Here is a 23,377-nt window from a genome sequence, read left to right on the forward strand (position 1 = left end):
AGCAGCCGTAATAGCGTCCGGAGGTTTAAAAGAACATAGATCTCAATCACTTATATGTGTATTAAATATGTTGTTATCCGATGCCTTACACCGCTGCTTCCTGAATCTTAGCATCTATAGGACCCTCTGCTGCGGACGGGTTCTTCTTCTTCATGTAATCAGAATAGTAGGCAGTAATGATTGGAACAAGAATGGACGTCACGATAACCGAGGCGGCTACCAGCGCCGTGGCTGTCTGGGCTGCGGGCAGGAATTCCGGCTTCATGTTCGCCACCAGCATAGGGTTGGCGACAGCAGCTCCGGCAGTACTGGAGGCAGCAAGTCCGGCGGTGCCGTTACCGCGGCCGATGAATTTGTCGGCCAGGATCAGCGGAACACCTGTAATAATGATAACCACTACACCAAGCAGAATGCCGAGCAGGCCAGTGTCAACGATAACGCCGAGGTCAATCGAGCTGCCCAGTGCGAAGCCGAAGAACGGAATGAGTGTCTGGGTGGCTTTGCCGAAATAAGCACGCAGGTCATGATCCAGGTTACCCAGGATGAAGCCGATCAGGAACGGAAGCACAGCCCCGATGAAGAGATGCGGTTCGAATACGGCAACACCCGTGCTGCCCAGAATAAGCATCGTTACGAGCGGGCCGGATTCAAGTGACATCAGCACGAATGCTCCGGATTCTTCTTTGGTACCATACTGCTGCATGATGGAAGCGTACAGGCCGCCGTTGGTCATATCCATTGCGGATATAATGGCGAGAACCGATAGTCCGGCGAAGAAGCCGGTTTGTACACCGCCCTCAGGCAGGAACTGGATAGCGATTACAGCAACAACCCATGCTACAGCAATCTTGGTCAATACTAGCGTACCTGATTTGCGGAGTACCGTTCCGGTTGCTCTTACATCAATTGCTGCCCCCATACAGAAGAACCATACGGCCAGAATCGGCACGGTTCCTGTCATCAGGCCTTTGGTGAAGCCTCCGAAATATTCACCTGCATCAGGAAAAGCGGTGTGAATGATCGCGCCCAGGAACAGTGGAACCAGCATCATTCCGCCGGGAATCCGATCTAATGTCTTTTTGATTTTCATATGATTACCATACCTCTCTTACTCATATTGAGTTTATATAATATTGAATATTATGATTATTTTTCCTTATGAAGGCGCAGCAAACCAGCCCCAGCAAATTCCCCGTTCACTACAATCCTGCTAGTCAGCAAGCGGGTTTCCTGAGATTACTTTGTCTGATGGCGCTTTCACACTTCGTACAGCTTACCTGCGGCTTAGCCCGAGCTCCGGGATCATTTTGGCGAATAAATCATCGCTTTCCTTAAGCTGTTTCGAGAAGGCTTTGCCGTCCTTCACCAGCAGTCCAAGTCCGTTCGACTTCATATATTCGCGGAAAGCTCTGTCCTCGGTCCCTTTGATAAATGCCCCGGCCAACACTTCCGCAATGGCATCGGGCGTATCCTTCGGCACAGCCAGCCCTCTCCATGTACTGGTGAAGTTCACATGTATTCCGGTCTGCTCTTCCAGAGTCGGCACATCCGGCAGCGCCTCTGAACGTTTATCCGCGTTAACCGCCAGTGTCCGCAGCTTGCCTTCATCTACATACTTCTTCACCTCGGCGGGACTGACCGGCACCGCGTCCACGAATCCGTCCATCAAAGCGGAAACGGCTGGCCCTGCACCTTCAAAAGGAATATGTGCAAACTTCACACCTGTCTCCCGTTCCAAGGTTACGGCGGCCAAATGCCAAATGCTCCCCGTTCCTGCGTTTCCCATTTTGAGTTCCTCTGGATGCGCTTTCGCAAAGTCGAGAAATTCATTGACGTCTTGCCATGGCGCGTCCTGTCTAACGGTAATGGCGGAAGGATCGAAATTCGTCTGTGCGATGGGTTTGAACTTCTCATAGGTAATCGGCAATAGTCCCAGATGGGGAAGAATCGTCAGCTCGGCCGGCAAAAAAGTGACGGTATAGCCATCACCCTTAGCGTTCGCGCCTTCCATCAGCCCTACAGAACCTCCGCCGCCTGTCCGGTTGACCACAATAATCGGCTGGCCCAGCACCTTCTCTGTCGCTTTGGCGAGTGCTCTTGCCGTGGTATCTGTTCCTCCGCCTGCTGCATAAGGCACGATCAGTGTAATCGGCCGCTCGGGAAAATCGGTGCTTACCTTCTCCCCGCCCGAATCATCCGCCAGTTGAACGAAGATCCACAGGATTAGCAGAACTGCGAGTACTGATGCCGTCCAGATTCCTATTTTGGTTGTCCGCTTCAAAACCATCCCTCTTCTCTATTAACCGTAATCGGGCAGCCTGCTGAATCTTACGCTGGCCCTGCGCCCGCTGCTTCACCCCCGAATTCTCTGAGCATCAGCCTACCTTCCGGGAAGCTGTGAAAGTTTTCTCAAATAGAACTTTATCGCATTCGGGGGTGTTCCTTCAATCGTATAATCTTATTCTGTATCCTCAGAAACGCCGGAATGGCGCGGTTTTGGCCGATCTGCATACTCTTTGGAAGATTTGCTGTTCTCCCGGAACTTGCCCGGAGTTGTTGATTTAATCTTGCGGAATACCCGGATGAAGCTGTTCTCATTCTGGTAGCCGACCTGCAGCGCAATATCGGCGACCCGCAGGGTGCTGTCCAGCAGCAATTCACAGGCTAGATCAATTCTGAGGTTGGTCAGATAGTCATACACGGTTGTTCCGGTCTCTTCCTTGAAGATAGTACTCACCGAGGACACCCCCATATTCACATGGGAGGCGATATCCTGAAGTCCGATATTGAACTGCAGATTCTCTTCCATATACTTGATCAGATTCTGTACGAGCAGGAACTCCTTCGATTGCCGGTGTGCTCCGAACGCCCCGGCCATATGAACGGCAATGCTGCATAGCATGTCCTCAATCTCATGAAGCTCCATCGTCGACACCTGATGCCGGGTGTAGTCAGCCAGCTCGGCAGGCAGCGGGTATCCGCCGGCCGCTGCCATATGCAGAATTTCCTCCAGCAGGTCATCGACGGTGCGGAATACTTTTTGCGGCTGAATTCCTTTCTTACGCATCTCAGCCGACCATCTGCGGATCCACTCCTGCGCAGCCTGGGCGTCCGAAGACTTCAGGGCACTCAGCATTTCCTGTTTCCAGGCATCATCAGCCGGTCCGCTGCTCTCTTCATATGTGTTCTCTGCATGTGAATACACACGGACATGGGCATAACCTTCATATAACCGGTAGGATAAAGCCAGCTGCGCCTCCGTATAGGAACGGGGAACCTGGGCAATGGACGCAGCCTGCTCGCCGATACCAATGGACACTGATATATTCAGCACTTCATGAATAAGGCCGGCCAGCTTACGGGCATCTGCATATAACTGCTTCTCTTCGCGGTCTTTCGCTTGCAGCAATACGACCAGACTGTCTTTCTGCGGTGCCGCGATGACGGTCCGCCACGAAGCTTCGAAATACTCGTGAACCATGTTGATCATCGCGTATTTGAGCAGCATCTGATCTTCTTCTATGAACCCCGCCGCCCATTGGGTATGCCGGTCTATGGACAAGGCGAGCGTCTCGAACGGACCTTCCGTCCAGCCGGTAAAATAATGTTCGAACTTCGTCTGCGTCTCCTGGGTGCCGATACTTCGCGTAATCAGGTCCTGCACGAACTTGGAACGCAGTTCAGGAAGGCTCCAGTCCGCGACCAGCGATTTACTCCGGAAATCACCGACCAGCTTGCCGATGACCGGCTCCAGATCATACAGCCCGCCTTGCCCCGCCGCCTTCTGTTCAGGAAGCAGCAGCTTGTTAATCCGCTTGAGCGGCCGGAAGGCAGCGAAATTATAATAATAAATAGCGGATAGACCTACGGCAATCGAGATCAGGGACAGCATCAGCATCATATTGCGTGCGATCTTCACATTCTTCAGCAGCTGCTCCATCGGCACCAGCGAAATTAGCCGCCAGCCGGTCACATTGGAGAAGGTCTGATTAGCCATATAGGCCTGACCGCCGATCCGGACATGGGCAAACGGGCTGACATTAATATCCTTCAGTACGTTCTGCATGTCCGCCAGCGGGAACGGAAGGTTCAGCTTGGGATAGATCAGCTCCCCCTCCAGGTTATACACCAGCTGATAGTTCGAGAGATGGGTATACATTTTGGAGAAAAGCATATCGTAATCGAGATCGATCAGCACAGCCCCGGTCACTTCCCCGTTCTCTACAACCGGCCGGGCCAATGACAGCAGCTCTGTTTCCCGGAGACGGGAGTCGGTGCCGGTGTACAGCCTTCTTTTGATCAGAAGCGGCTTCTCCTTAATCTCCCCGATCCAGGACTCCCAGGCATGCTCCGGCGCATGCTCCCAGGATGATACGTAGCCGTAGCCGCTGGAGAGGACGGAATGATCCTTAAACTTGATCACGCTGATGGCATGCACATCCGGCTCTGTCGCCAGCGTCTTGAGATATTCCTGCGGCTCTGCGGCAATGCCGGCATTGTCCCCGGTAGCGGCTTCTATATATTTCAGTACGGCCGGGTGAAAGGATAAATCGACCGCTTTGTTATCCGATTCGCGGAAGGCCCGGTTCGTCACATCTACGTTAATCTGCAGCAATTCGACATTCGGTGTATTGAGCTCGGTATCCAGTGCGTTGCGGTACTCTCTATAGGAGAATAACCCGATCAAAGTGATCAGAAGCGAGACTCCTGCCGTCAGCATCAGAATCAGCCGGTTTTGTTTGTTGTTCAGCAGATATTTCAATTTAAATCGCAGCATTTCCTTAACTTCATCCTTCCAGCGTTCTCTCTTGGTCCAGACCTTAGAGTAGCATGTTCACCTATACTTCAATATGGAGCATGTCATACCCTTTAAGATTTTAAGCATTTACGGATAAAATACGCAGAAATGATATAATGAAAGGAATGATTCTATCCGAGACGAAGCTGCCGACCTGTTTGCAGGGGCAGTACGGTTTCAACACCAATCTACTACAGGAGAACGATTGCGATGCAACCAAATTATGCCATGGATGATGCCGAATGGGACAAGCTTATTTCGGATGTGGCCCGGATTTTTGATGATCTGACCCTTAAACGGGGGTTTCAATATTATAAACAAAAACGCGTGCATGCCTTCCAGATGAGGACGGACAGGAAAATCATGTCCATCGTTGAAGGCCGGGAAGATTATATGGTTGCCGCCCAGCTGGAGCATCTGCTGGAAAGCCACTGCGACTGTCCGGTATCCGGCCCGTGCAAGCATATCGCCGCTGTGCTGATGTACTACGCAGAGCTTCAGGGCAAACCTGTACATTCGATCGCCAATGCCAAGGCACTTGTGAACATTCCCAAGATCCCTTCAGCTCCTGCTCAAGGAGTTCCGGGACGGCGCGGGGAACAGCTGAAGAAGCTGGAGGCGCTTATTCCAGAAGCCACTGTGCAGCAGTGGCGTGAATACATGGCAATCCTTATAGAACCCCTGGTCCATACTGTACGAAATCCGCAGTATGCCGACCGGGCGCTGGCCGCCATCTCCGGGGTCCGCCCCAAGCTGTCTCCCGCTGCCGGCCAGCTGTTCAAGCTTCATACCCGTCTCTGTGTACTGGAAAGCTTAGTTAAGCCTGGAGGACAGCCGCTGGCGGCGAACCTCTCCTCACTTGGTTATTCTGTCGGCTACTATACCTCGATTGCGATTTCCGAGCTGCAGAAGCATATCACAGACATGATGAAGAAGAGCCTGCCGCTGGCGGAGGCCCCTGAAGAATGGCCCAGAGTATACGATACAATCGCCTATCTGCGGGGCGAGATGCTGACGGAAGCCCGCGACCGTTCGCGGGATCAGCCCTACTTCTCTTACTGCTATAACCTGCTGTGGACCCATTGGATTACGCCGAATCTAAGCGGACCGGAGCTGTATGCCGAAGAGCTGGAGCACCTGCGGACGGCCGGACAAGCTCTGGGGGCTGCAGCCTCACGCCATGCCCGTCTGCTGGCCGAGAGCCGGATGTATTATTCTCTGCATGATGATGCTGCCGCCATGGAACAGCTGCGCGCAGCAGCTGAGCGGCCCGGACTGCACCCGGAGGAACTGATAAGCTTCCTGCCACCGCTGGCAGAAGCCCGGCAGTGGACACGCCTCACGGCATGGCTGGCGGAGATTGGCCCGCTGCTCAGCAGCCGGCTGTATAATCTGCAGGAGTACGCCGGGTACTGGGATGAAGCAGTCCGTCATCTGCCCGAAGCCGAGCCCCGGATGTGGGATACGCTGGCCGGTATGCTGCCGCTATCTCGCGAGATCTATGAAGAGCAGCTGCTGACCTACGGCAAATGGCAGGAATGGATGGATATGCAGTTATCGGCCGGGCGGCAGCCTGCCGACTTCCGGGTCAGTGACCTGCAGCCGGTGGAGAAGAATGCGCCGGAGCTGCTCCTGCCGTTCTATCATCAGGCTGTGGAACGATTCGTGCTGGACAAAAACCGGCACAGCTACAAAGCAGCGGTGAAGCTGCTGAAACGTCTGTCCAAGCTGTACAAGAAGCTGAAACGCGAAGCACGCTGGGAGGAATTCCTCCAAGCCTTCACGGACCGGCACAGCCGGCTGCGCGCTCTTCAGGAGGAACTGCGGAAAGGAAAACTAATTCCATGAACAAAATGATACGCAATATTACGGTCCAGCTCGCCTTAAGCCAATATGGCGACGCGCTGATCTACGGTGTAGATGACCGGGATGATTATGTACCCGGCGTCCAGTTGAAGCAGAAGCTGTTCGCCTGGCATGAAGAATCCTTCTATGGAACGGAGCTTACTACTTCGAAGGCGGATGAAGTCGAGCTCGTGGTGCTTCCTGCCGAGCAGGTGATTCCGTTCTTCGCCAGCCTGCGGCTGCTCCGGCATGTCGGCTGGAGCTGGCAGGGTGATGCCCAGCTCTTGAAGCGGCTGGCCCCGCTGCTGGCAGGAATGCTGGATAACAAGCAGTATGCGCCCAGCTTCTCCGCCTACCGGGAAGGCCAGCTCCGCTGGGCCTGGGAGGAGAAGCTGCTGGCTGAAGCCGCCGAAGGCAACTGGGACGATGCGGCGGCGCTGCACAGTCTCCAGGACCGCAGCGGGTTCGCAGAAGGTCTGCAGGCCGCCTTCTCTGCGGCGGTCTTCCAGCGCTATTACGGCACCGATGCGGAAGCCGGTGACCTGCGCAGTGAGTTCCCGCTGCTGTTCAGCGCTAGCCGCAGCAGTGCGGCCGGGATGGACGAAGACAGCTGGCTGATGTCCATCGGCTGGAAGGCAGACACCGCGCCGTTCCGGCCGGTGCTGCAGCTGCTTGAACCGGACGAAGAGCTGCCGCACTGGCGGCTCCAGCTGCTCCTGCAGGACAAGCGCGACGAGTCCGCGCTTGTGCCGCTGCGGCTCACCGGGGACGGCGAGCCGCATGGCCTGTGGCCCGCATCGTGGACGCCTCACGTCCACGAGCGCGCGGCCGGGTGGCTGTCGCGGCTGCGTGACAGCCTTCCGGAGCACATCGGGCGCGGCGCCGATGTGCTGGCTGAACCGCTTAGCGATGCTATCGCGTGGCGGTTCCTCACGGCCGACAGCCGGCTCCTGCTGGAGGCCGGCTGGCAGGTGCTGCTGCCGGCGTGGTGGGAAGCCGCCAGCCGCAGGAAGCCGCGCCTGCGCGCGAAGATCAGCTCCGGCACCGCCGAGGGCCGCGGGCAGTCGCTGTTCGGCCTCGATGCGCTCGTCGACTTCGACTGGCGCATCTCCATCGGCGACGCCGACCTGTCCGAGGCGGAGTTCGCCGACCTCGTCGCGCGCGGGGAACGCCTCGTCCAGTTCCGCGGCAAGTGGATTCCGCTGGACCCTGCGCTGCTGGCGCAGATTCAGCGGGCCATGGCCGGAATGGACAAGTCACGCGGCTTGTCCTTCCAGGATGTGCTGCAGCTGCACCTGCTGAACAGCGGTGCGGACGCTGACGCGGAGGAGGCCGAAGCGCAGCGCGCCGAGGAAGAAGCAGCCCGCGTCCGGCTGGAGGTCGAGCTGAACGAGCATCTGGTCGGAATCATCGGCCAGCTTGGACAGCGCAGCCAGTGGCCGAAGCCGGAGGTTCCCGCCGGCCTCCATGCCGAGCTTCGCAGCTACCAGCATGAAGGCTATGCCTGGCTGGTGTTCCTGCGCCGCTTCGGCCTTGGCGCTTGCCTGGCCGATGATATGGGCCTCGGCAAGACGGTGCAGCTGATCTCCTACCTGCTCCACTTGAAGGAGCAGGAGGCGGAAGCGGAAGCTTCGGGCGCACCGGTAGCCCGGCGGCAGACAGAGCCGGCCGGCTGGCCTTCGCTGATCATCTGCCCGACCTCCGTGCTCGGCAACTGGCAGAAGGAGCTGCAGCGTTTCGCCCCTTCCCTGAACGTGATGCTTCATTATGGAAGCAGACGGCTGGATGCCGGATATTTCTACGGCGCTGCTTCGCAGGCCGATGTGGTCCTCACTTCCTATGCTACCGCCGCGCTGGACCAGGAGCTGCTGAAGCAGTTCACCTGGGCGGCCGTCTGCCTTGATGAAGCGCAGAATATCAAGAACGCCGGAACGAAACAATCCGCCGCAGTGCGCAGCTTCCCGGCCCTGCACCGGATTGCCCTGACCGGAACGCCAATTGAGAACAGGCTGTCCGAGCTGTGGTCAATCTACGATTTCATCACACCGGGTTATCTCGGCAGTCCGAAAGGGTTCCAGGACCGGTTCGCTAACGCCATCGAGAAGGAGCGGAATGCCGAAAAAACCGCAGACTTGCAGCGGCTGGTCAAGCCGTTCATGCTGCGCCGCAAGAAGAAGGATCCGGCCATTCAGCTCGATCTTCCGGATAAGAATGAAATGAAAACCTACATTAATCTGACAGCAGAGCAAGCGGCGCTCTACGACCAGAACGTGAACAGCCTGCTCGAACGGATGCAGAAGCTGGAGGGTATTGAACGCAAGGGAGCCATTCTGGCCGCCTTGACCAGCCTTAAGCAGCTATGCGACCATCCAATGCTGCTGACCAAAGAGGCGCTGCCCGAGCCGGAGGCCGGAGACGTTCTGGACACCAGCGCCTTGATTGAACGGTCTGCGAAGCTGGAACGGCTGCTGGCCATGGTCCGCGAGCTGCGCGAAGAGAATGAGCGCTGCCTGATCTTCACCCAGTATGTCGGCATGGGCAAGATGCTGCAGGCAGTGCTCCAGCAGGAGCTGCAGGAACCGGTGCTGTATCTGAACGGCAGCACCCCGAAGAGCACCCGTGACCGCATGATTGAGCGGTTCCAGGCCCCCGCACTGCCTGCCAGTGAAGCCGATGCCGCGTCCGGGTACCAGCCGTCCGATCAGCCGAATGTATTTATCCTCTCGCTCAAAGCGGGCGGTGTCGGTCTCAATCTGACCGCCGCCAATCATGTCTTTCACTTCGACCGCTGGTGGAATCCGGCGGTGGAGAACCAGGCCACTGACCGTGCCTACCGCATGGGCCAGACCCGGGACGTGCAGGTGCATAAGTTCATCTCGCTCGGCACACTGGAGGAGAAGATTGACGAGATGCTGGAGAGCAAGCAGCAGCTCAGCGACGATGTGATCTCCGGCTCCGAGGGCTGGATCACCGAGCTGTCTACGGACGCGCTGAAGGATCTGTTCACGCTGCGGAGGGAATGGGTCGGTTAACTAAATTCACCACTGCTCTATCATTCTAAAGGTTGCAGCCAGATTGTCTTCCCCGGCTAGTGAGCTGACCACCAGCGTGATTGGCTCCTGCTGCATGTCGTGGAGCCGCTGCTGATTTACCAGATTCATGGCAACATTCTGGTACGCACTTGATATGCCTGAGCCGATTCCTTGAGTGATGACCCTTCCGCCAGTAACAGCAGTACATGTATAGTTCACTTGCAGGGTGGTTTCAGTTACAGGAATAGCTGTAGTCGGCGTAGGATAGTTCACAAAGGCTCCGTTTACGCTTCCGCCGGCGATCACTTTATAGCGGATGGGGGGGGGGAGGCCAGAATCTCCAGTCCATCCGCTTTGATCTCGGTAGCCACTGCTTCAGGAATGGTCACTGCGGGACTTCTGCGGAAGCTGATGGCCGCGAAATCGTTATCAGTAACGGTGATATTGCCACGGAATTCCGAAGTGATCCGGCTTACAGCAATCGGCAGCAGAGGAACGGGAATCCAGACCCCGCTGCTGTCAATCAGGAACACACGGACACGAACCTGCTCCTGTGAGTACACTACATTGAATAGGAAAAACGTCTGTGTCACATTATATATTTTGGTTACGACTTCCCTGTAATTCAACTCGGATAGCTCCTGGGCGAATAGCGCCGCTGGACTTACAATAAGTATTCAGCCCGGTTAAATAGACCACTCCTCTGGAGGTTCCATTGTTCACTACTTTTACGACCGCTTGACTGATAGGCCCTGCTCCCAAGGTAGGGTTCTTTGTTAACATGTTGGTTGTCAATACAGGCACAGCTCTTCACCCTCCTATTCAAGCTATTTCATATATCATATGCCGAGCAGATTTGAAGTTTCTGGTTTATTGACAGCGTGAGACACTCCACAGCCCTCAGACGCTTCCGTAACTGGGCGCAGTTGCCATTTTATACCCGCTGTGCTAAAATCAACTTAACTTTTTTAGAACGGAGGGCTCAGTGTGATAGACTATATCCGGATTCGTAACTTACGCGGCTAATTACAGCTTCATAGCGCGAAAGCTCTGCCTTGTGCAGAGGACTCAGGATAGGTCTATCCATTTTAGAGGCAGCCCATAGCTTGATCTTATACGCGGGACAACAGGATGATTTATAGCGTGAAGTCTATAAATCCCCTTGTATTTGAACGGAGCACCGAGGTTGCTCCGCCCGGCCCGCTTATGCCTTTAGGAATTGCATCCCCATAGAGAATATACTGAACCGCAGCCCGGCATGGCCGGAATAGAGAACTATTCCTCCCTAACACTGCCGGTGCTTCGCTTCATATTATTTATGGGAGTGCCATAGCTGTAGAGCTGTTTGTTATTGGTGTAACGGCTCTACAGGACCCTATTCTGTTGTTCCTCACAATCCTTTTAGCACAGGCAGTCTGCCTGTGCTTTTTTATGTCCAAATTTAATCATGGAGGTTGAACTATATATGGAATCCATACAACAAAAAGCAGTCATCGTCGGTGTACAGCTGCAGAATGACAATAACTTCGATTACGCCATGGAGGAGCTGCGCAATCTGGCAGCTGCCTGTGATATTGAGGTCGTGGCTGAGCTCAGCCAGAAGTCCAGCCGGGTGAACCCCTCGCATTATATTGGAACCGGCAAAATCCAGGAGCTGGCACTGCTGATGGAGCAGCATGATGCGCCTATCGTTATTTTCAATGACGAGCTGTCGCCGTCCCAGATCCGTAATCTGGAATCAACGCTTGACCATGAGGTCATTGACCGGACGATTCTGATTCTGAACATCTTCGCGCAGCGGGCCAAAACCAAGGAAGCCCAGCTGCAGGTGGAAGTAGCACAGCTCCAGTACATGCTTCCCCGCCTGACGGGCTTGCGCGAATCTCTGGGCAGACAAGGCGGCGGAGGCGGGACCGGCCTAAAGAACAGAGGGGCCGGGGAGACGAAGCTGGAGCTGGACCGCAGAAGAATTGAGGAGCGCATCTCCGTCCTCCAGACAGAGCTGCAAGCACAGGTCTCAAGGCGCCAGATTCAGCGTAAGCAGCGCCACAAGAATGAGGTGCCTGTCGTTTGTCTCGTGGGCTACACCAATACCGGCAAGTCTAGCTTAATGAATACGCTGGTGGAGACCTATCATCCCGGCTCGGGCAAAGGGGTCTTCGCCAAGGATATGCTGTTCGCCACTCTCGAAACATCGGTGCGCAGTATCGAACTGCCCGATCACAAAACCTTCCTGCTGACAGATACCGTCGGGTTCGTCAGCCAGCTGCCCCATCATCTGGTCAAGGCCTTCCGCTCGACACTGGAAGAGGTCACGGAAGCGGATCTGCTGATCCATGTGGTCGACATTTCCGATGCGCAGCATGAGCAGCATATGGCTGTAACGGATGAGACCCTGAAGGCGCTGGGCGCTGACGGCATTCCCACCCTGTATGCTTACAACAAAGCCGATCTGACGGACCAGCCTTATCCGCAGGTCCAGGAGAATTCTGTAACGCTCTCTGCGCTGAAGAACCGCGGAATTCCCGAGCTTACGGCGCTGATCCGCAGCCGGATCTTTACTGATTATATTCAGTGTGAGATTCTGGTCCCGTTCGACCGGGGCAGCATTGTTTCTTACTTCAATGAGCATGCCGATGTGCAATCCGTCAGCTATGAAGAGCAGGGCACACGTCTTAAGCTGGAGTGCCGGGCCGCTGATTATGAGCGGTTCCGGAGTGATTTTGTTGAGCTTTCGCAATAGAATCTTCTCTATGTAACAGGAGCAGGCCCCGGTAACTCTTACCGGGCCTGCTCCTGCTGTTGTATATGGAAGCACCGGAAGCAGTGAATACTTCCAGCAGTAAACTCCGTAAGGACCCGCGGACAGCCGATCTGTCCGCCTTATTTTGCCGGACCGGGATTTAATTGAAGCAAGAACCCTCCGTCCCTTCCGCTGCTGTTCACCCGCAGCGCCCTGCTGTCATCCGTCATCTCCAGGACCGGTTCAGCATAAACCTCTTCTTCCTCCTCCGGCTGTACCTCCAGCGAGAATACCAGCGCCGCCTGCTGTAGAGTGGTGAAATCAATGCTTCTGCGCGGACCCGTATAGAGAATCATATCGATATTTATGCTGTCTTCCGCGTTATGAATTTCCCACGCCCAGCTGCGCACCGCGCCTGCATGCCCGCTGAACGCCGCGAACCAGGTCGTCAGATTAAACGCAGTTTCCCCAATGATGATGCTCGCCCCTTCTTCCGTAGGTCCGGCGATGATCCCATCCAGGCACCCGCCAATCTCCAGCCGCAGCCGTAGATCAGCGGCCTCAATGATGCCCCCGGTCCGGTCGAGATTCGGATGAGTATCGCCGCCGTCCGTAATGAAATCTACACCGAACAGCAAATGTCCTGCTTCCTGCAGCGATTTGAAGCGTGCAGAGCAGTAGTCATAGCCGTCATGCAGGCAGCGGAGCCGGATATAGGCCGGCTGGCCATGATTGTCAACATAGACCACCAGCGGCCGTCTTTGATTCCACAGATCACTATGTGTGAAGGAACCGATACTAAACTGCGGGGTCATATAAGTGACCGCCCATTTGCCGCCGTCCATTTGCCCCTCCCCCTCCCCTTGCCCATCCAAGAGCTGTCTTACTTCCTTCGTCTCAGGAACCGTGAAGCCAGCCAGATAAGCAGGCGGGCAGTGGATGCCGCTCCTATACCATTCTTCCTCGTAGGGCAGCTCCTCCCGGGGGAAGAACCTCACCGCTCCTCCCGTCGCCATTTGCAGAAAAGCCTTGCTCTGCTCATTCAGCAGCGCCCCGTAACTGCGGGAATGCGGCCCGGACCACTGGGCCGTGACCGGGTGATAATAACCCGCGACGGTCTTCCAGGTCAGCTCAAGCAGTTCTCTGGTCAGTGCTTTGACCGCGCTGTCCGTGGTCTCGGACTGAAGCTTCGACAGCTCCAGAATGGCAATATAGGTATAGACCGGACTGTTGTATTCCTGAAAAGCCCCATGCTGCATGGTATGGGCGTGCAGCTTCCGAAGCCGCTCCAGACCGTATGCCGCATAATCCTCACGCCCCAATTGCTCCCCGGCAATTCTCGTAACAAAAGCTCCAATAATCGCAATATTGGTATAGTCCGGACCCACATTCCGCCTGATAATCGCCTCGCAGGCATAATCGATGGACCGGAGCACATCTTCCCTCAGATCGTCCGGGAAGCGGTGGCCGTGGCGTGCGATCGCCTGAACCAGCCGGCTGCCGCAGAAATCGGCCCAGTTCCAGTCCGGAGGGGCCATCTGGTGCAGCGGCTCCTCATAGAACCAGGACCAGATCCCGAAGGTAGCATGGCTCCGGTCGGTATCCTGCAGGGAGATCACCTGCCGGATGATATCGAATGCCCGCTGTTCATAACGGGCCAGCTCCGTATCAAGCAGTCCGAGTGCATAGGAGAGGGAATCTCTGGTGGAATGGATGAACTCCGCCTGCTTCAGGGTTGTATGATAACCCGGGCTGCTGAACGGGGAACGCAGCATGCAGATGCCCGGATCATAGCGGGACTCCAGTCCGGACATTTTATGAATCAGCAGCTGCTGATGGTTCATCTCTTTATTTACAGGCTCTGCGGTTTCCTTCACGGTCATCTTCCTCCCTTACCTTCAGAGTTCAGCGGAACCGCCTGCGGCAGGTGTTGCGGGTGCTGGTGATTCAGCGCCTCTGTCAACAGCTGCATCACCAGTCCCTGACCGTACAGCGCCGGATACCTCTCAATGGCGTTGTACGCTTCTATTGAAGGCATTACCGGGGTGCCTCCCGAGACTCCCTGCACCTCGCCGTCTTCACGGATAAGCGGCAGGATTCCTTCAAGCGCCTTTCCGGCACTCTCCAGATAAGAATCATCCAGCAGGCCGCCCTTAACCGCCTTGAGGAAACCGCAGGCGATGCCCGCGCTGGCCGACGTCTCCTGGTAATAATCCGGCCTGTCGAGCACAGTATGCCAGAGTCCATTCTCTCCCTGAACCTGCCGCAGGGCGGAGGCGAGCGTACGGTAGCGGCTGTAGAGTTCTTCCGGAACGGCAACGGTGTGCCGGGTCTCCGCCGCAATCTCCGGAACGGCCAGCGTAACCCAGGCGTTGGCCCGGGCCCAGCGGGCAGCCGACATATGGCTGCCGTCCCGGCAGTTCCAGCCGTGGAACAACAGTCCCGTCACCGGGTCCTGCAGCAGGCGCAGATGCAGCAGGGTCTGCTGCAGGGCGGCCTCTGCAAGCCCGCGGTCGCCGGTCAGCCCGGTAAGCCGTGCCAGGAACAGCACGGCCATATACACCGTATCCGCCCACACCTGCTCCGGGAAGTCTACAGCCTCCGTCACAGTATGCTCCAGCGCCCCTTCCCGGGTTCGCGGCGCAGTCTCCAGCATCCAGGCGGCAATTTCCTGAGACCTGCTTAGAAACCAGGTATCCCCGGTCAGCCGGTACAGCCCAGGAAACAGCGCATATGGAGCCAGGGAGTTGATGACCCGAACCCCCTCTGCCTTACGCTTATTCCGGTTCACCCAGAGCAGCAGATAATCAATTACCTTGTCTGCGCCGGTGGCAGTTCCGTATGCCATCAAGGAGATTACACCAACGCCGGGCACCCAGTCCCAGTGATGAATATCCATCCCCCAATTGCCCTGATGCCGGACGGAACTCATATATTTGAAGATAAGATCCAGCTTCTCTTCTAACTCCTGTTTTGTATTCAAAACGTCCGAAGCCTCCTTGAACCGTGATAATCCTCGAAATCCGCTTTGACCGGAGAGTTGCCCTGAAACGGAATTTCGCCAAACAGCGCTTTGACCGTAAGCTCTACCGTATCCTCATGCAGCGAATAAGCATTCACCAGCGTATCGAGGAATGGAATATCCTGCAGCAAATACGGCGACGCAAATGAAATGCCGACCGGCTTGATCGTCTCTGCATGCTGCATGGCCCAGATGGCTTTGGCCGCTTCACCTACCGGACGGGCCGTATTCATCATGCCGTGCAGCGGCAGGAAATAAGGGGCAAAAGCAGCGTCCCAGGCCACCCCGGACAGCTCCCATTGCCGCAGTGTAGTTAGCGGTTCGAATTCATCGAGGATATCGACCTGCAGCCCTCTTGCCTTAAGCTGTTCAACGAAAAGATTCATCCGCTCATATTTGCGCCCCTCCGTCACCTTGTTCAGCATGATCACCAGCACTCGGCGCACTGTCTGCGGATTCAGAGGCAGCTGGCCGGTCCGGTTGCGGACCAGCGTAATGCAGCGCCCGGCCAGCGCCCGGCTGAATTGTCTAACCTGCCGGTCCAGCCCGGGCGGCAGCTTATCCTCCAGCAGCGGCAATGCCAGCCCGTCTTCTCCCGCAGCGCCGGTAAACTGCATTCCAAGCCGGGCCTTCATCTCCAGAATCCGCCGGACGCTGGCCTTCAGCCGTTCCCGGCTTACCCGCCCGTCTGCCACCGCCTGCTCCATCACCGCAAAATATCTCACGCCCGGCCAGAGCAGCACATCCGTGCCGCAATTGAAACAATCGATCATACGCTTCTCATAATCTCCCCAGGCCAGAAACCCGCCCATATCCAGCGCATCCGACAGCACCACCCCATCGAAGCCCATTCGTTCCCGGAGCAGCTCCGTAGTGATATGCTCCGATACGGTTGCAGGCACAGGCTTCACGGCAGCATCCTCGTCTTCAATCCAGGGAAGGGCAATATGGCCGGTCATATAGGACATCACCCCCTGATCGATGATTCTCTGAGCCACATGTCCATAAGTGGAGAACCATTCCTCTTCAGATAAGCTGTTAATCGTAGTAATGATATGCTGATCCCTGTAATCCACCCCGTCTCCGGGAAAATGCTTGGCGCAAGCCGCGATGCCATAATCCTGCATCCCGCGCATGACGGCTGCAGACAGGCGTACCGCCCGCCCGGCATCATCCCCGAGACAGCGGGTAGTAATGACGGGATTCATCCAGTTCAGCAGAAGATCAACCCCCGGTGCCAGCGCCCAGGTGAATCCGGCTGCCCGGCCTTCCATCGCTGTATATTTACCGTATTCATAAGCCAGCGCTTCATCATCGGCTGCAGCAAGGGCAAGAAGGGGCGGGAAGGCTGTGAGGCTTTTGACTGCAGAGCCGGCCCCGAATTCCAGATCACCGGAGAACAGCAGCGGGAACTTGCTGATTCTCTGCAGCATCACGGTCCAGTCCCGGTAATCCTCCGCTTTACCCGCAGCCTTCTGAATGACCTCTCCGCCGATAAAGAAGCTGCCCACCGGATATTGTGCCAGATACCCGCGAAGAGCGGCCTCGTCATCCCCCTTGAACGGCAGTCTGCCTGCATGATCCTGCATAGTTTGCCCGATGAGCTCCCGCAAGCTCATAGCCTCCAGCGTGCGCTCTACCCAGTCCTGCTCTTCCTTGCTTAGCGGCCTCTGCATAGTCCCGATTCCTCCCGGTAATTTCTATTCCAAGTGTACCGAAAAGCGGGACCGCTCTAAATAAAGCCAACTATAATATAAGTTCAAAATTCTATAATCACCTCACAAAGCGGGTCTTAGCTTCGGTGATTACTCAGCTTTCGGCCGGGACCCTAAATAAATACTTATACAAAAACAAAATCACCCTAACGGGTGATTCATGCTGGAACTTATACAGCTTTGCGGCTTGTGCAGCTTGTGCAGATTGTAAGTCCACTTCACATAACTTCATTCAGACTACTTCCCGGGCTGCCCCCGGTGAAATTATGGCACTAATGCTACTCATTCCGTCCCCCTGCCCACTTTCGGCATATTCAGGGGCACTAATGCCCCTCATTTCCTTCTGCTGCCCACTTTCAGCGGATTCAGGGGCACTTCTGCCCCTCATTTCCTTCTACTGCCCACTTTTGGTGTATTCAGGGGCACTAATGCCCCTCATTTCCTCCTACTGCCCACTTTTGGTGTATTCAGGGGCACTAATGCCCCTCATTTCCTTCTGCTGCCCACTTTTGGTGTATTCAGGGGCACTAATGCCCCTCATTTCCTTCTGCTGCCCACTTTCGGCATATTCAAGGGCACTAATGCCCCTCATTTCCTTCTGCTGCCCACTTTCAGCGGATTCAGGGGCACTAATGCCCCTCATTTCCTTCTACTGCCCACTTTTGGTGTATTCAGGGGCACTTCTGCCCCTCATTTCCTTCTGCTGCCCACTTTCAGCGGATTCAGGGGCACTAATGCCCCTCATTTCCTTCTACTGCCCACTTTCAGCGGATTCAGGGGCACTAATGCCCCTCATTTCCTTCTACTGCCCATTTTCGGCGGATTCAGAGGGATCCCTGACACAGGACACATTCGTCCTCCAGACGGATATCATGATTACCCTGAAATAGAAACTCCCCGCCGCTTCACACTTCAAAGCACACGGGGAGTATAAGCCTTCATTCATGAGCCCAGGTCTGCATTAATCCGCCCCTCAGTAAACGCAAGCCTGTGCCCCACTCCGCCCGTCAGGGCAGACTGATGAGCAGGGCCTCACTTAATTTGTTATTCTCCTTGTTCATCTCGACATACCGCCAGATATCATTCACAAAGAAGCTGATGGTGAAGCTGCCAATGGTCGGCACTGTCCAGCGGGGCGTTCCCTGGGCGCTGCTGTTGGCTGTTAATGTGATCTCTTCGCCCGGCTGGATCACGCTGGTGTTCGTGTCCGACCAGGATACAACCCCGCCATTCACCGAGAAGGCGCCGCCGGTGATCTGTCCGACTCCGGTTGATGTGTTCAGCGGTGTAGGGCGGACGCCAATGTTCTTCACTTTGGCCCAGAAAATCAGCGAATCCCCCAGCTGCGGAGTGCTGTGCGCCGAAGGGCTGCCGTCGCTGTTCACGATATTCCAGCCGATATCCGTCACGGTCAGATCCGGCCCCGGAGCCGGCAATACCGATTCATAGCTCTGGAATTCCAGTCCGCTCACCATGACTTTTCCCTGGGTACCTGAAATTTCAATCCGGTGCAGACCATACTCCAGGCCCGTCAGCTCATAGACGATTTTATGATCCCCCTCAAGTCCGGCCTGCGGAATCACTATCGTCTCCATATATTCGCCGTCGACATAGACGTCAGCACTGCCCATATCGCTTTTGATATCCGATCTCCAGCGGACGCCGGTGCCGTTAAAGCTAAACCCTGCCAAAGCATCCGGTCCATAAGTCACATGGGAGACCCCATTCGGCGCGGTCTCGAACCCGGTATAGTCGATGTAAGCATGATTATGCGCAACAGGGTACCACGCGGAGACCGGAACATACAGCCCCTCTTCCAGCCTGAAATAATCGATATTGGCCCCGTTCCCTGCCGAGGTGAAGCTGATTGTGTTATAGCCTGCCTGGAGTGTAATCCCATACTGCCGTGCGGTTATATTGGCAGTCCAGCTTCCTGTTGAGGGCAGCGTAACTGTGGACTGTTTCACTCCGTTAACGAGAATATTCTTCTTCGATTCCTGATTGGAAGCGTACGCAATAGTTAAGGTGTAGCTGCCCCCGTTCGTGGAATAGAAGCCCTGAATGGCCAGACCCCCGCCATGTGTCTGCTCGACCACCTTCCCTCCCGAGGCGCTGCTGTTATTGCTGGTCTTCAGCGGCAGGGCAAAGGAGGTAGCTTCCGCCTCGAATTTGGCCGGATCTCCCGTGACATGCGGCGTAACCGGCATTACCGGTGTGGTGGCGGATACAGCCGTGCTGAGCGGCGATACATTGCCGGAGTCATCCACCGCTTGAACCGTGTAGCTATAAGTGGTCTGGGGGTTAACGGTATAGTCACTCCAGAAGGTAAGGCGTCCAGGAACATTGATTACCGGGACCGCTCCGCCGTCACGGTACACATTATAGCTGACTACCGCATCGTTGTCCGAGGAGGCATTCCAGGTTAGCTTGATTTGTTCATGACTTACTGCTACTGCCGCCGGACTGGCCGGAGCAGATGGCAGGGTGTTCTCCTTCTCATCCAGAATATACTGGACAGTTTCGCCCGCCTCTAATGTAACCGTTTGCATAATATAAGGCGTTGCTGTTAGCTGGACCTTCGAATGTGCTTCAGCATAGGTATCTCCTGCACCGAAGCGTTCCCCCGTATACGTTCCGCTGGACGGCATCGCAACCCGTACCTGCATGGTTACCGGAGATTTCTCAAAGTTAACGAAATTCAACAGAATTTTATCAGACGAAGCGCCTATGGCTGTAACCCCCAGCGCCGAGGTATCCACTGCGCGGAAATAAGCCTTTTGCCCGGTTAATGCAGCCGCATTGAGAACTTCGTAGCTGAGCGGGCTTCCATGGGTCGCATAAGCGGCGGCCAGTCTGCGGAACGTCTTCAGCCGGGTCTCCCCGGATTCATTGATATTGGCCGGCACTGCTGCCGTATCCTCATAGCGGTGCGTATTCCAGTTAATCGCGGAATCGAACAGCCCAAACTCCGTCCCGTCATTGAAGAAGGCGGCGTGCTGCATAATATGATCTACATAGCCGATATCCCCCCGCAGCTCCCGGTCAAAAGCTGAGGCGAACCTGTACGCATACGTTCCATATTTCGTATTGTCGGAATGATTGTCATTGCTGCCGGTCTCACTCATCGCCATTTCTTTGCCAAAACCCTCATCCGCTTCGCCATAAACACGCAAATTCTCATACAGGCTTCCGCCCGGCAAGGGTTGAACCCCGGTGCCGCCATAGCTGTGGCCGTTGGTCACATCCGACAGCGCTTCAATCGCTGCCCGCTGGCTGGCATCCCGCTCCCAGCCGTCGGGAATTCCGTTATACGGCCAGTACGCCCAGCCGGGGGCAACAATCTTCAGGTACGGCTGGCTATTGGTCTGCCTTTCCTCATCCATCAGCTCATGAAGCGCAAGCACCGCCTTCTGTGCCCAGCCGAATAATCCCGGCTCATTGCCCGTTTCCGCATACTGGTACAGATCGCCGAATTTGCTGACGAACCCGGCATAATAGCTCCGCAGCGCTGAGCTGATGGTTCCGGCGGCCAGTTCACTATTGCTCTTCCAGTTCCCGCCGATGATATTGACCATCGGCTCCAGATTAAGATCGCGCAGCGTCTCCAGATAAGTCCGCCCCAGCGGGTCCCAGCCTGCGCTGGTATCGGACCAGAAGGAGGTGCGCATCCAGTTGCCGCTGTAGGCTATGCCCAACCACTTGGTCATTGGCGCCAGATGGCGGATTGCATTCTCGTCATACCTGAAGGTGGATGCGGCAATTGTGCTTCCCAGATGAATATACCGCCCGTGTATAGGCTCGGCGGCCTGCTCCTCCAGCGCATCCAGCCTGAAATAATCCCACTCAAACCACAGATACCTGTCCCCGTCATAACCGGGAGACTGCGGATCTGCGTATAACCCCCGGTCAACGGTGAGCTTAAGCTCATTCTGCCCTATCTTCAGCTGTTCTTTGGGAATGTAGAGCTTATAGGTTTGTTTCCATGTGTGCGCAAGCGGGGTTTCTCCATCATTCAAGCCGGTTATCTGAATAAGCCCGCTGAAGCTGCCGTTTGCGAATACGGCCAGCTGCGGAATAGCGGTGCTTGCATCTATAACTTTGAAGCTGAACTCCACGCCGTAGAGAGGGATTTCGGTTAAATTAAAGGTGAGATTCATGGTACCGTTGTGGTCTGCTTTCATGCCCTTGGAGAGGGTATTCCAGCTCATGGGATTTGCGGGGAGGGTAATATTCTCACTGTACACATCTTGAAATACCGTAAATTCTGCCGAGCTGTTATCCTGCTCCCCAACCTGCCAGAGCAGCGTGGGCGGCTGATAGGTATCCTCTGTGACCGTCCTGCCATAGGACGATTCAGCGGCAGGCAGCGACCGCACCGACCGCACCGCAGGTGACTTCATTTCTTGCACAGCAGTCCGTGCCGCTGGCGGTCCGGCGGAATGGATTCGTCCGCCAGGCGCCAGAACGGACATCAGTACCAGAACAGTAATGAGCAACTTGCCTGTAATCTTCTGATTTCGCACATTAACACCCTCTTCTTGAGAATAAGATAAGGGCTCCCCAAATGCTGGTTCAGCGAATGAGAATACCCGGTATCCGGCAAGCGGCCGCTGGGACTGCTTGCTATGAATACCGGGCGTGCTATGGCCTCAGCTGCTTATTTGGCGGCCAGAAAAGCATCCAGTTGCGTTTGGATTTCAGTAATTACAGCATCCAGGCCTGCGGCCTTCAGCTTGCTGTTCATTTCCTTCAGGACCGGTTCAGGGTCCTTTTCCCCGGAGTAGAGGGTGTTCTTATATTGCTTCGTAATATTAATCAGTGCGCCGATCTGCGACTGCACCTTGGTCGAATCGAAGACAAAACCGATGACCGGTGAAACGGCAGAGTTCTTGTTCCAGTCGGTGTACAGCTGTACGCGGTTAGGATCTTCGTCTTTGTTCAGGTAGTTCAGCAGAACATTGCCGATCATCCAGGAAGATACGGAGTTGTAGCCGCTGTCCGGAATGAACTCCACCGTGTTGTTCTCCAGCTTCTTATAATGCTTGCCCTCAATTCCGAAGGTCAGCAGGTTGTAGAGCACCGGATCGGTATGGATCAGGTTCATGAACATCATGGCCCGTTCAGGGTTTTTGGAGGTTCTGGAGATGGCGAGCATGGAGCCCTGCAGGCTCTTGGTGCTGACGCCAACCGGCAGCAGTGTCTTGATGATCATCGGCTTCTCGGCGAGCCGGGTCCAGTCATTGGTGGAGGTCGGATTCATATTGCCGTAGACGAACCAGGCCTTGCCGCTTTTGACCGCATCCTTCAGCTCGGTCTTGTCTGTGGCACCGTTCTTGTTAATATAGCCCGCTTCATACCAGCTGCGGATCAGCTTCAGCCGTTCCACCATTTCCGGCGTATCATATTCGTTGAATACCTTCATCGTTTTGTAATCGAGCAGTGTCGGAATTTCATTACTGCCGTCGAGGTCTTCACTTTCCGGATATGCGGTGAACCAGTTCAGACTGTCGGTATGGTTCATGAACAGCGGGGAGAGAGTCGGTTCTTTCTCCTTAATCGTCTTCAGCATCGGTTCAATATCCTCCAGCTTCTTGATGCTGTTCACATCGAAGCCGTATTTATCGACAATCGCTTTGTCAAAAGCAAACCCGACAGACTGCCCCAGCTCCTTCTCTGTGGGAATCGCATACAAATGTCCGTTAACAGTAGCCGCCTGCAGGTATGCAGGATTGATTTGTGCCTTCGTTTCCTTAGCGTATTCCTCGATCAGCTCTTCCAGCGGCAGATACGCTCCCTTGGCCGCATTGGTCATGAAGTTCCAGGTATAGACCATATCGAACACTTCGCCGGACTGGATCATCAGGTTGACCTTATCGGCCGGTTTATCCCAGCTCAGCTGGTTAATCTTGATCGTGGCATTTATTTTATCCTTCAGATACGCATTGATCTCCTGCTCTACAGAAGCCACATCCTTATCCGGCCCGCCGGGCAGATAGAGCGACAGCTCCACCGGTTCCAGCGCATCTGGCGTTTCCGTCCCGGCCGCATCCGTTGCAGTGGCTTCCTTAGTGGCAGCCGGAGCCGCGGTGCTCTCCCCTGCCTTCTCCGAAGGAGCAGCGGTATTGTTGTTATTTCCGGAGCAGCCGGCTAGGGTGAACCCAACCATAAGTACAAGCGACAGCAGCAGACCCGTGACTTTTTTACCTGCCATACTTTGTTTCC

Annotated in this window: 13 protein-coding genes; 3 read left to right on the top strand and 10 right to left on the bottom strand. The window is 55.4% G+C overall.

What is annotated here, in order from left to right; genetic code table 11:
* Positions 1–85: 85 nt before the first annotated feature.
* The 3 genes from kdgT to MKZ24_RS03150 form a co-directional block, all read right to left on the bottom strand.
* Entirely contained in the window at positions 86–1,090 is a 1,005-nt protein-coding gene (kdgT, locus tag MKZ24_RS03140) for a 2-keto-3-deoxygluconate transporter (protein WP_340781282.1), read from the bottom strand.
* A 183-nt stretch (positions 1,091–1,273) separates the two neighbouring features.
* Positions 1,274–2,287: a tripartite tricarboxylate transporter substrate binding protein gene (locus tag MKZ24_RS03145; protein WP_340781284.1), complete on the bottom strand. Its 1,014-nt coding sequence runs from the start codon at positions 2,285–2,287 to the stop codon at positions 1,274–1,276.
* Positions 2,288–2,458: 171 nt separating this feature from the next.
* Positions 2,459–4,777, bottom strand: a complete 2,319-nt coding sequence (locus MKZ24_RS03150; RefSeq protein WP_340781286.1) for a helix-turn-helix domain-containing protein — start codon at positions 4,775–4,777, stop codon at positions 2,459–2,461.
* A 231-nt stretch (positions 4,778–5,008) separates the two neighbouring features.
* Between MKZ24_RS03150 and MKZ24_RS03155 the strand changes: the two genes are divergently transcribed.
* Complete coding sequence (locus MKZ24_RS03155) at positions 5,009–6,646, top strand: SWIM zinc finger family protein (RefSeq protein WP_042231792.1); 1,638 nt, start codon at positions 5,009–5,011, stop codon at positions 6,644–6,646.
* A complete protein-coding gene (locus tag MKZ24_RS03160; protein WP_340781288.1) occupies positions 6,643–9,675 on the top strand; it encodes a DEAD/DEAH box helicase in 3,033 nt (1,010 codons plus the stop codon). The genes MKZ24_RS03155 and MKZ24_RS03160 overlap by 4 nt, the downstream gene beginning before the upstream one ends.
* A gap of 6 nt (positions 9,676–9,681) precedes the next feature.
* Here MKZ24_RS03160 and MKZ24_RS03165 read toward each other — a convergent pair whose 3' ends face one another.
* Together MKZ24_RS03165 and MKZ24_RS03170 are read right to left on the bottom strand one after the other, a co-directional pair.
* Positions 9,682–9,948: a hypothetical protein gene (locus MKZ24_RS03165; protein ID WP_340781289.1), complete on the bottom strand. Its 267-nt coding sequence runs from the start codon at positions 9,946–9,948 to the stop codon at positions 9,682–9,684.
* A 29-nt stretch (positions 9,949–9,977) separates the two neighbouring features.
* Positions 9,978–10,304 (bottom strand): hypothetical protein, encoded by a 327-nt coding sequence (locus MKZ24_RS03170; RefSeq protein ID WP_340781290.1) that lies wholly within the window; start codon positions 10,302–10,304, stop codon positions 9,978–9,980.
* Between the two features lie 836 nt (positions 10,305–11,140).
* Here MKZ24_RS03170 and hflX point away from each other — a divergent pair.
* Positions 11,141–12,418, top strand: a complete 1,278-nt coding sequence (hflX, locus tag MKZ24_RS03175; protein WP_042231784.1) for a GTPase HflX — start codon at positions 11,141–11,143, stop codon at positions 12,416–12,418.
* A gap of 140 nt (positions 12,419–12,558) precedes the next feature.
* Here hflX and MKZ24_RS03180 read toward each other — a convergent pair whose 3' ends face one another.
* The 5 genes from MKZ24_RS03180 to MKZ24_RS03200 all read right to left on the bottom strand — a co-directional run bounded on the left by MKZ24_RS03180 (position 12,559) and on the right by MKZ24_RS03200 (position 23,366).
* The gene (locus tag MKZ24_RS03180; RefSeq protein ID WP_042231780.1) at positions 12,559–14,295 is read right to left on the bottom strand and encodes a hypothetical protein; all 1,737 of its coding nucleotides are present in this window, start codon (positions 14,293–14,295) and stop codon (positions 12,559–12,561) included.
* A 2-nt stretch (positions 14,296–14,297) separates the two neighbouring features.
* On the bottom strand, positions 14,298–15,401 hold the full coding sequence (locus tag MKZ24_RS03185) for a glycoside hydrolase family 88 protein (protein WP_340781291.1): 1,104 nt from the start codon (positions 15,399–15,401) through the stop codon (positions 14,298–14,300).
* Positions 15,398–17,116, bottom strand: a complete 1,719-nt coding sequence (locus tag MKZ24_RS03190) for a glycoside hydrolase family 3 protein (protein ID WP_340781292.1) — start codon at positions 17,114–17,116, stop codon at positions 15,398–15,400. Before MKZ24_RS03190 ends, MKZ24_RS03185 begins: the two co-directional genes overlap by 4 nt.
* Before the next feature lie 1,046 nt (positions 17,117–18,162).
* On the bottom strand, positions 18,163–21,678 hold the full coding sequence (locus MKZ24_RS03195; RefSeq protein ID WP_340781294.1) for a carbohydrate-binding domain-containing protein: 3,516 nt from the start codon (positions 21,676–21,678) through the stop codon (positions 18,163–18,165).
* Positions 21,679–21,812: 134 nt separating this feature from the next.
* Positions 21,813–23,366, bottom strand: coding sequence for an ABC transporter substrate-binding protein (locus tag MKZ24_RS03200; RefSeq protein WP_042231774.1), 1,554 nt, complete (start codon positions 23,364–23,366; stop codon positions 21,813–21,815).
* Between the last annotated feature and the right edge of the window lie 11 nt (positions 23,367–23,377).

Origin of the sequence: Paenibacillus sp. FSL R7-0297 (assembly GCF_038009025.1) — a bacterium.
In the GTDB taxonomy this organism is placed as follows: domain Bacteria; phylum Bacillota; class Bacilli; order Paenibacillales; family Paenibacillaceae; genus Paenibacillus_AQ.

Excerpts from the sequence above, each read along its gene's own strand:
- MKZ24_RS03160 (WP_340781288.1), top strand. The coding sequence starts at position 6,643 with ATGAACAAAATGATACGCAATATTACGGTCCAGCTCGCCTTAAGCCAA.
- MKZ24_RS03155 (WP_042231792.1), top strand. The coding sequence starts at position 5,009 with ATGCAACCAAATTATGCCATGGATGATGCCGAATGGGACAAGCTTATT.
- MKZ24_RS03145 (WP_340781284.1), bottom strand. The coding sequence starts at position 2,287 with ATGGTTTTGAAGCGGACAACCAAAATAGGAATCTGGACGGCATCAGTA.
- MKZ24_RS03150 (WP_340781286.1), bottom strand. The coding sequence starts at position 4,777 with ATGCTGCGATTTAAATTGAAATATCTGCTGAACAACAAACAAAACCGG.
- kdgT (WP_340781282.1), bottom strand. The coding sequence starts at position 1,090 with ATGAAAATCAAAAAGACATTAGATCGGATTCCCGGCGGAATGATGCTG.
- MKZ24_RS03200 (WP_042231774.1), bottom strand. The coding sequence starts at position 23,366 with ATGGCAGGTAAAAAAGTCACGGGTCTGCTGCTGTCGCTTGTACTTATG.
- MKZ24_RS03190 (WP_340781292.1), bottom strand. The coding sequence starts at position 17,116 with ATGCAGAGGCCGCTAAGCAAGGAAGAGCAGGACTGGGTAGAGCGCACG.
- hflX (WP_042231784.1), top strand. The coding sequence starts at position 11,141 with ATGGAATCCATACAACAAAAAGCAGTCATCGTCGGTGTACAGCTGCAG.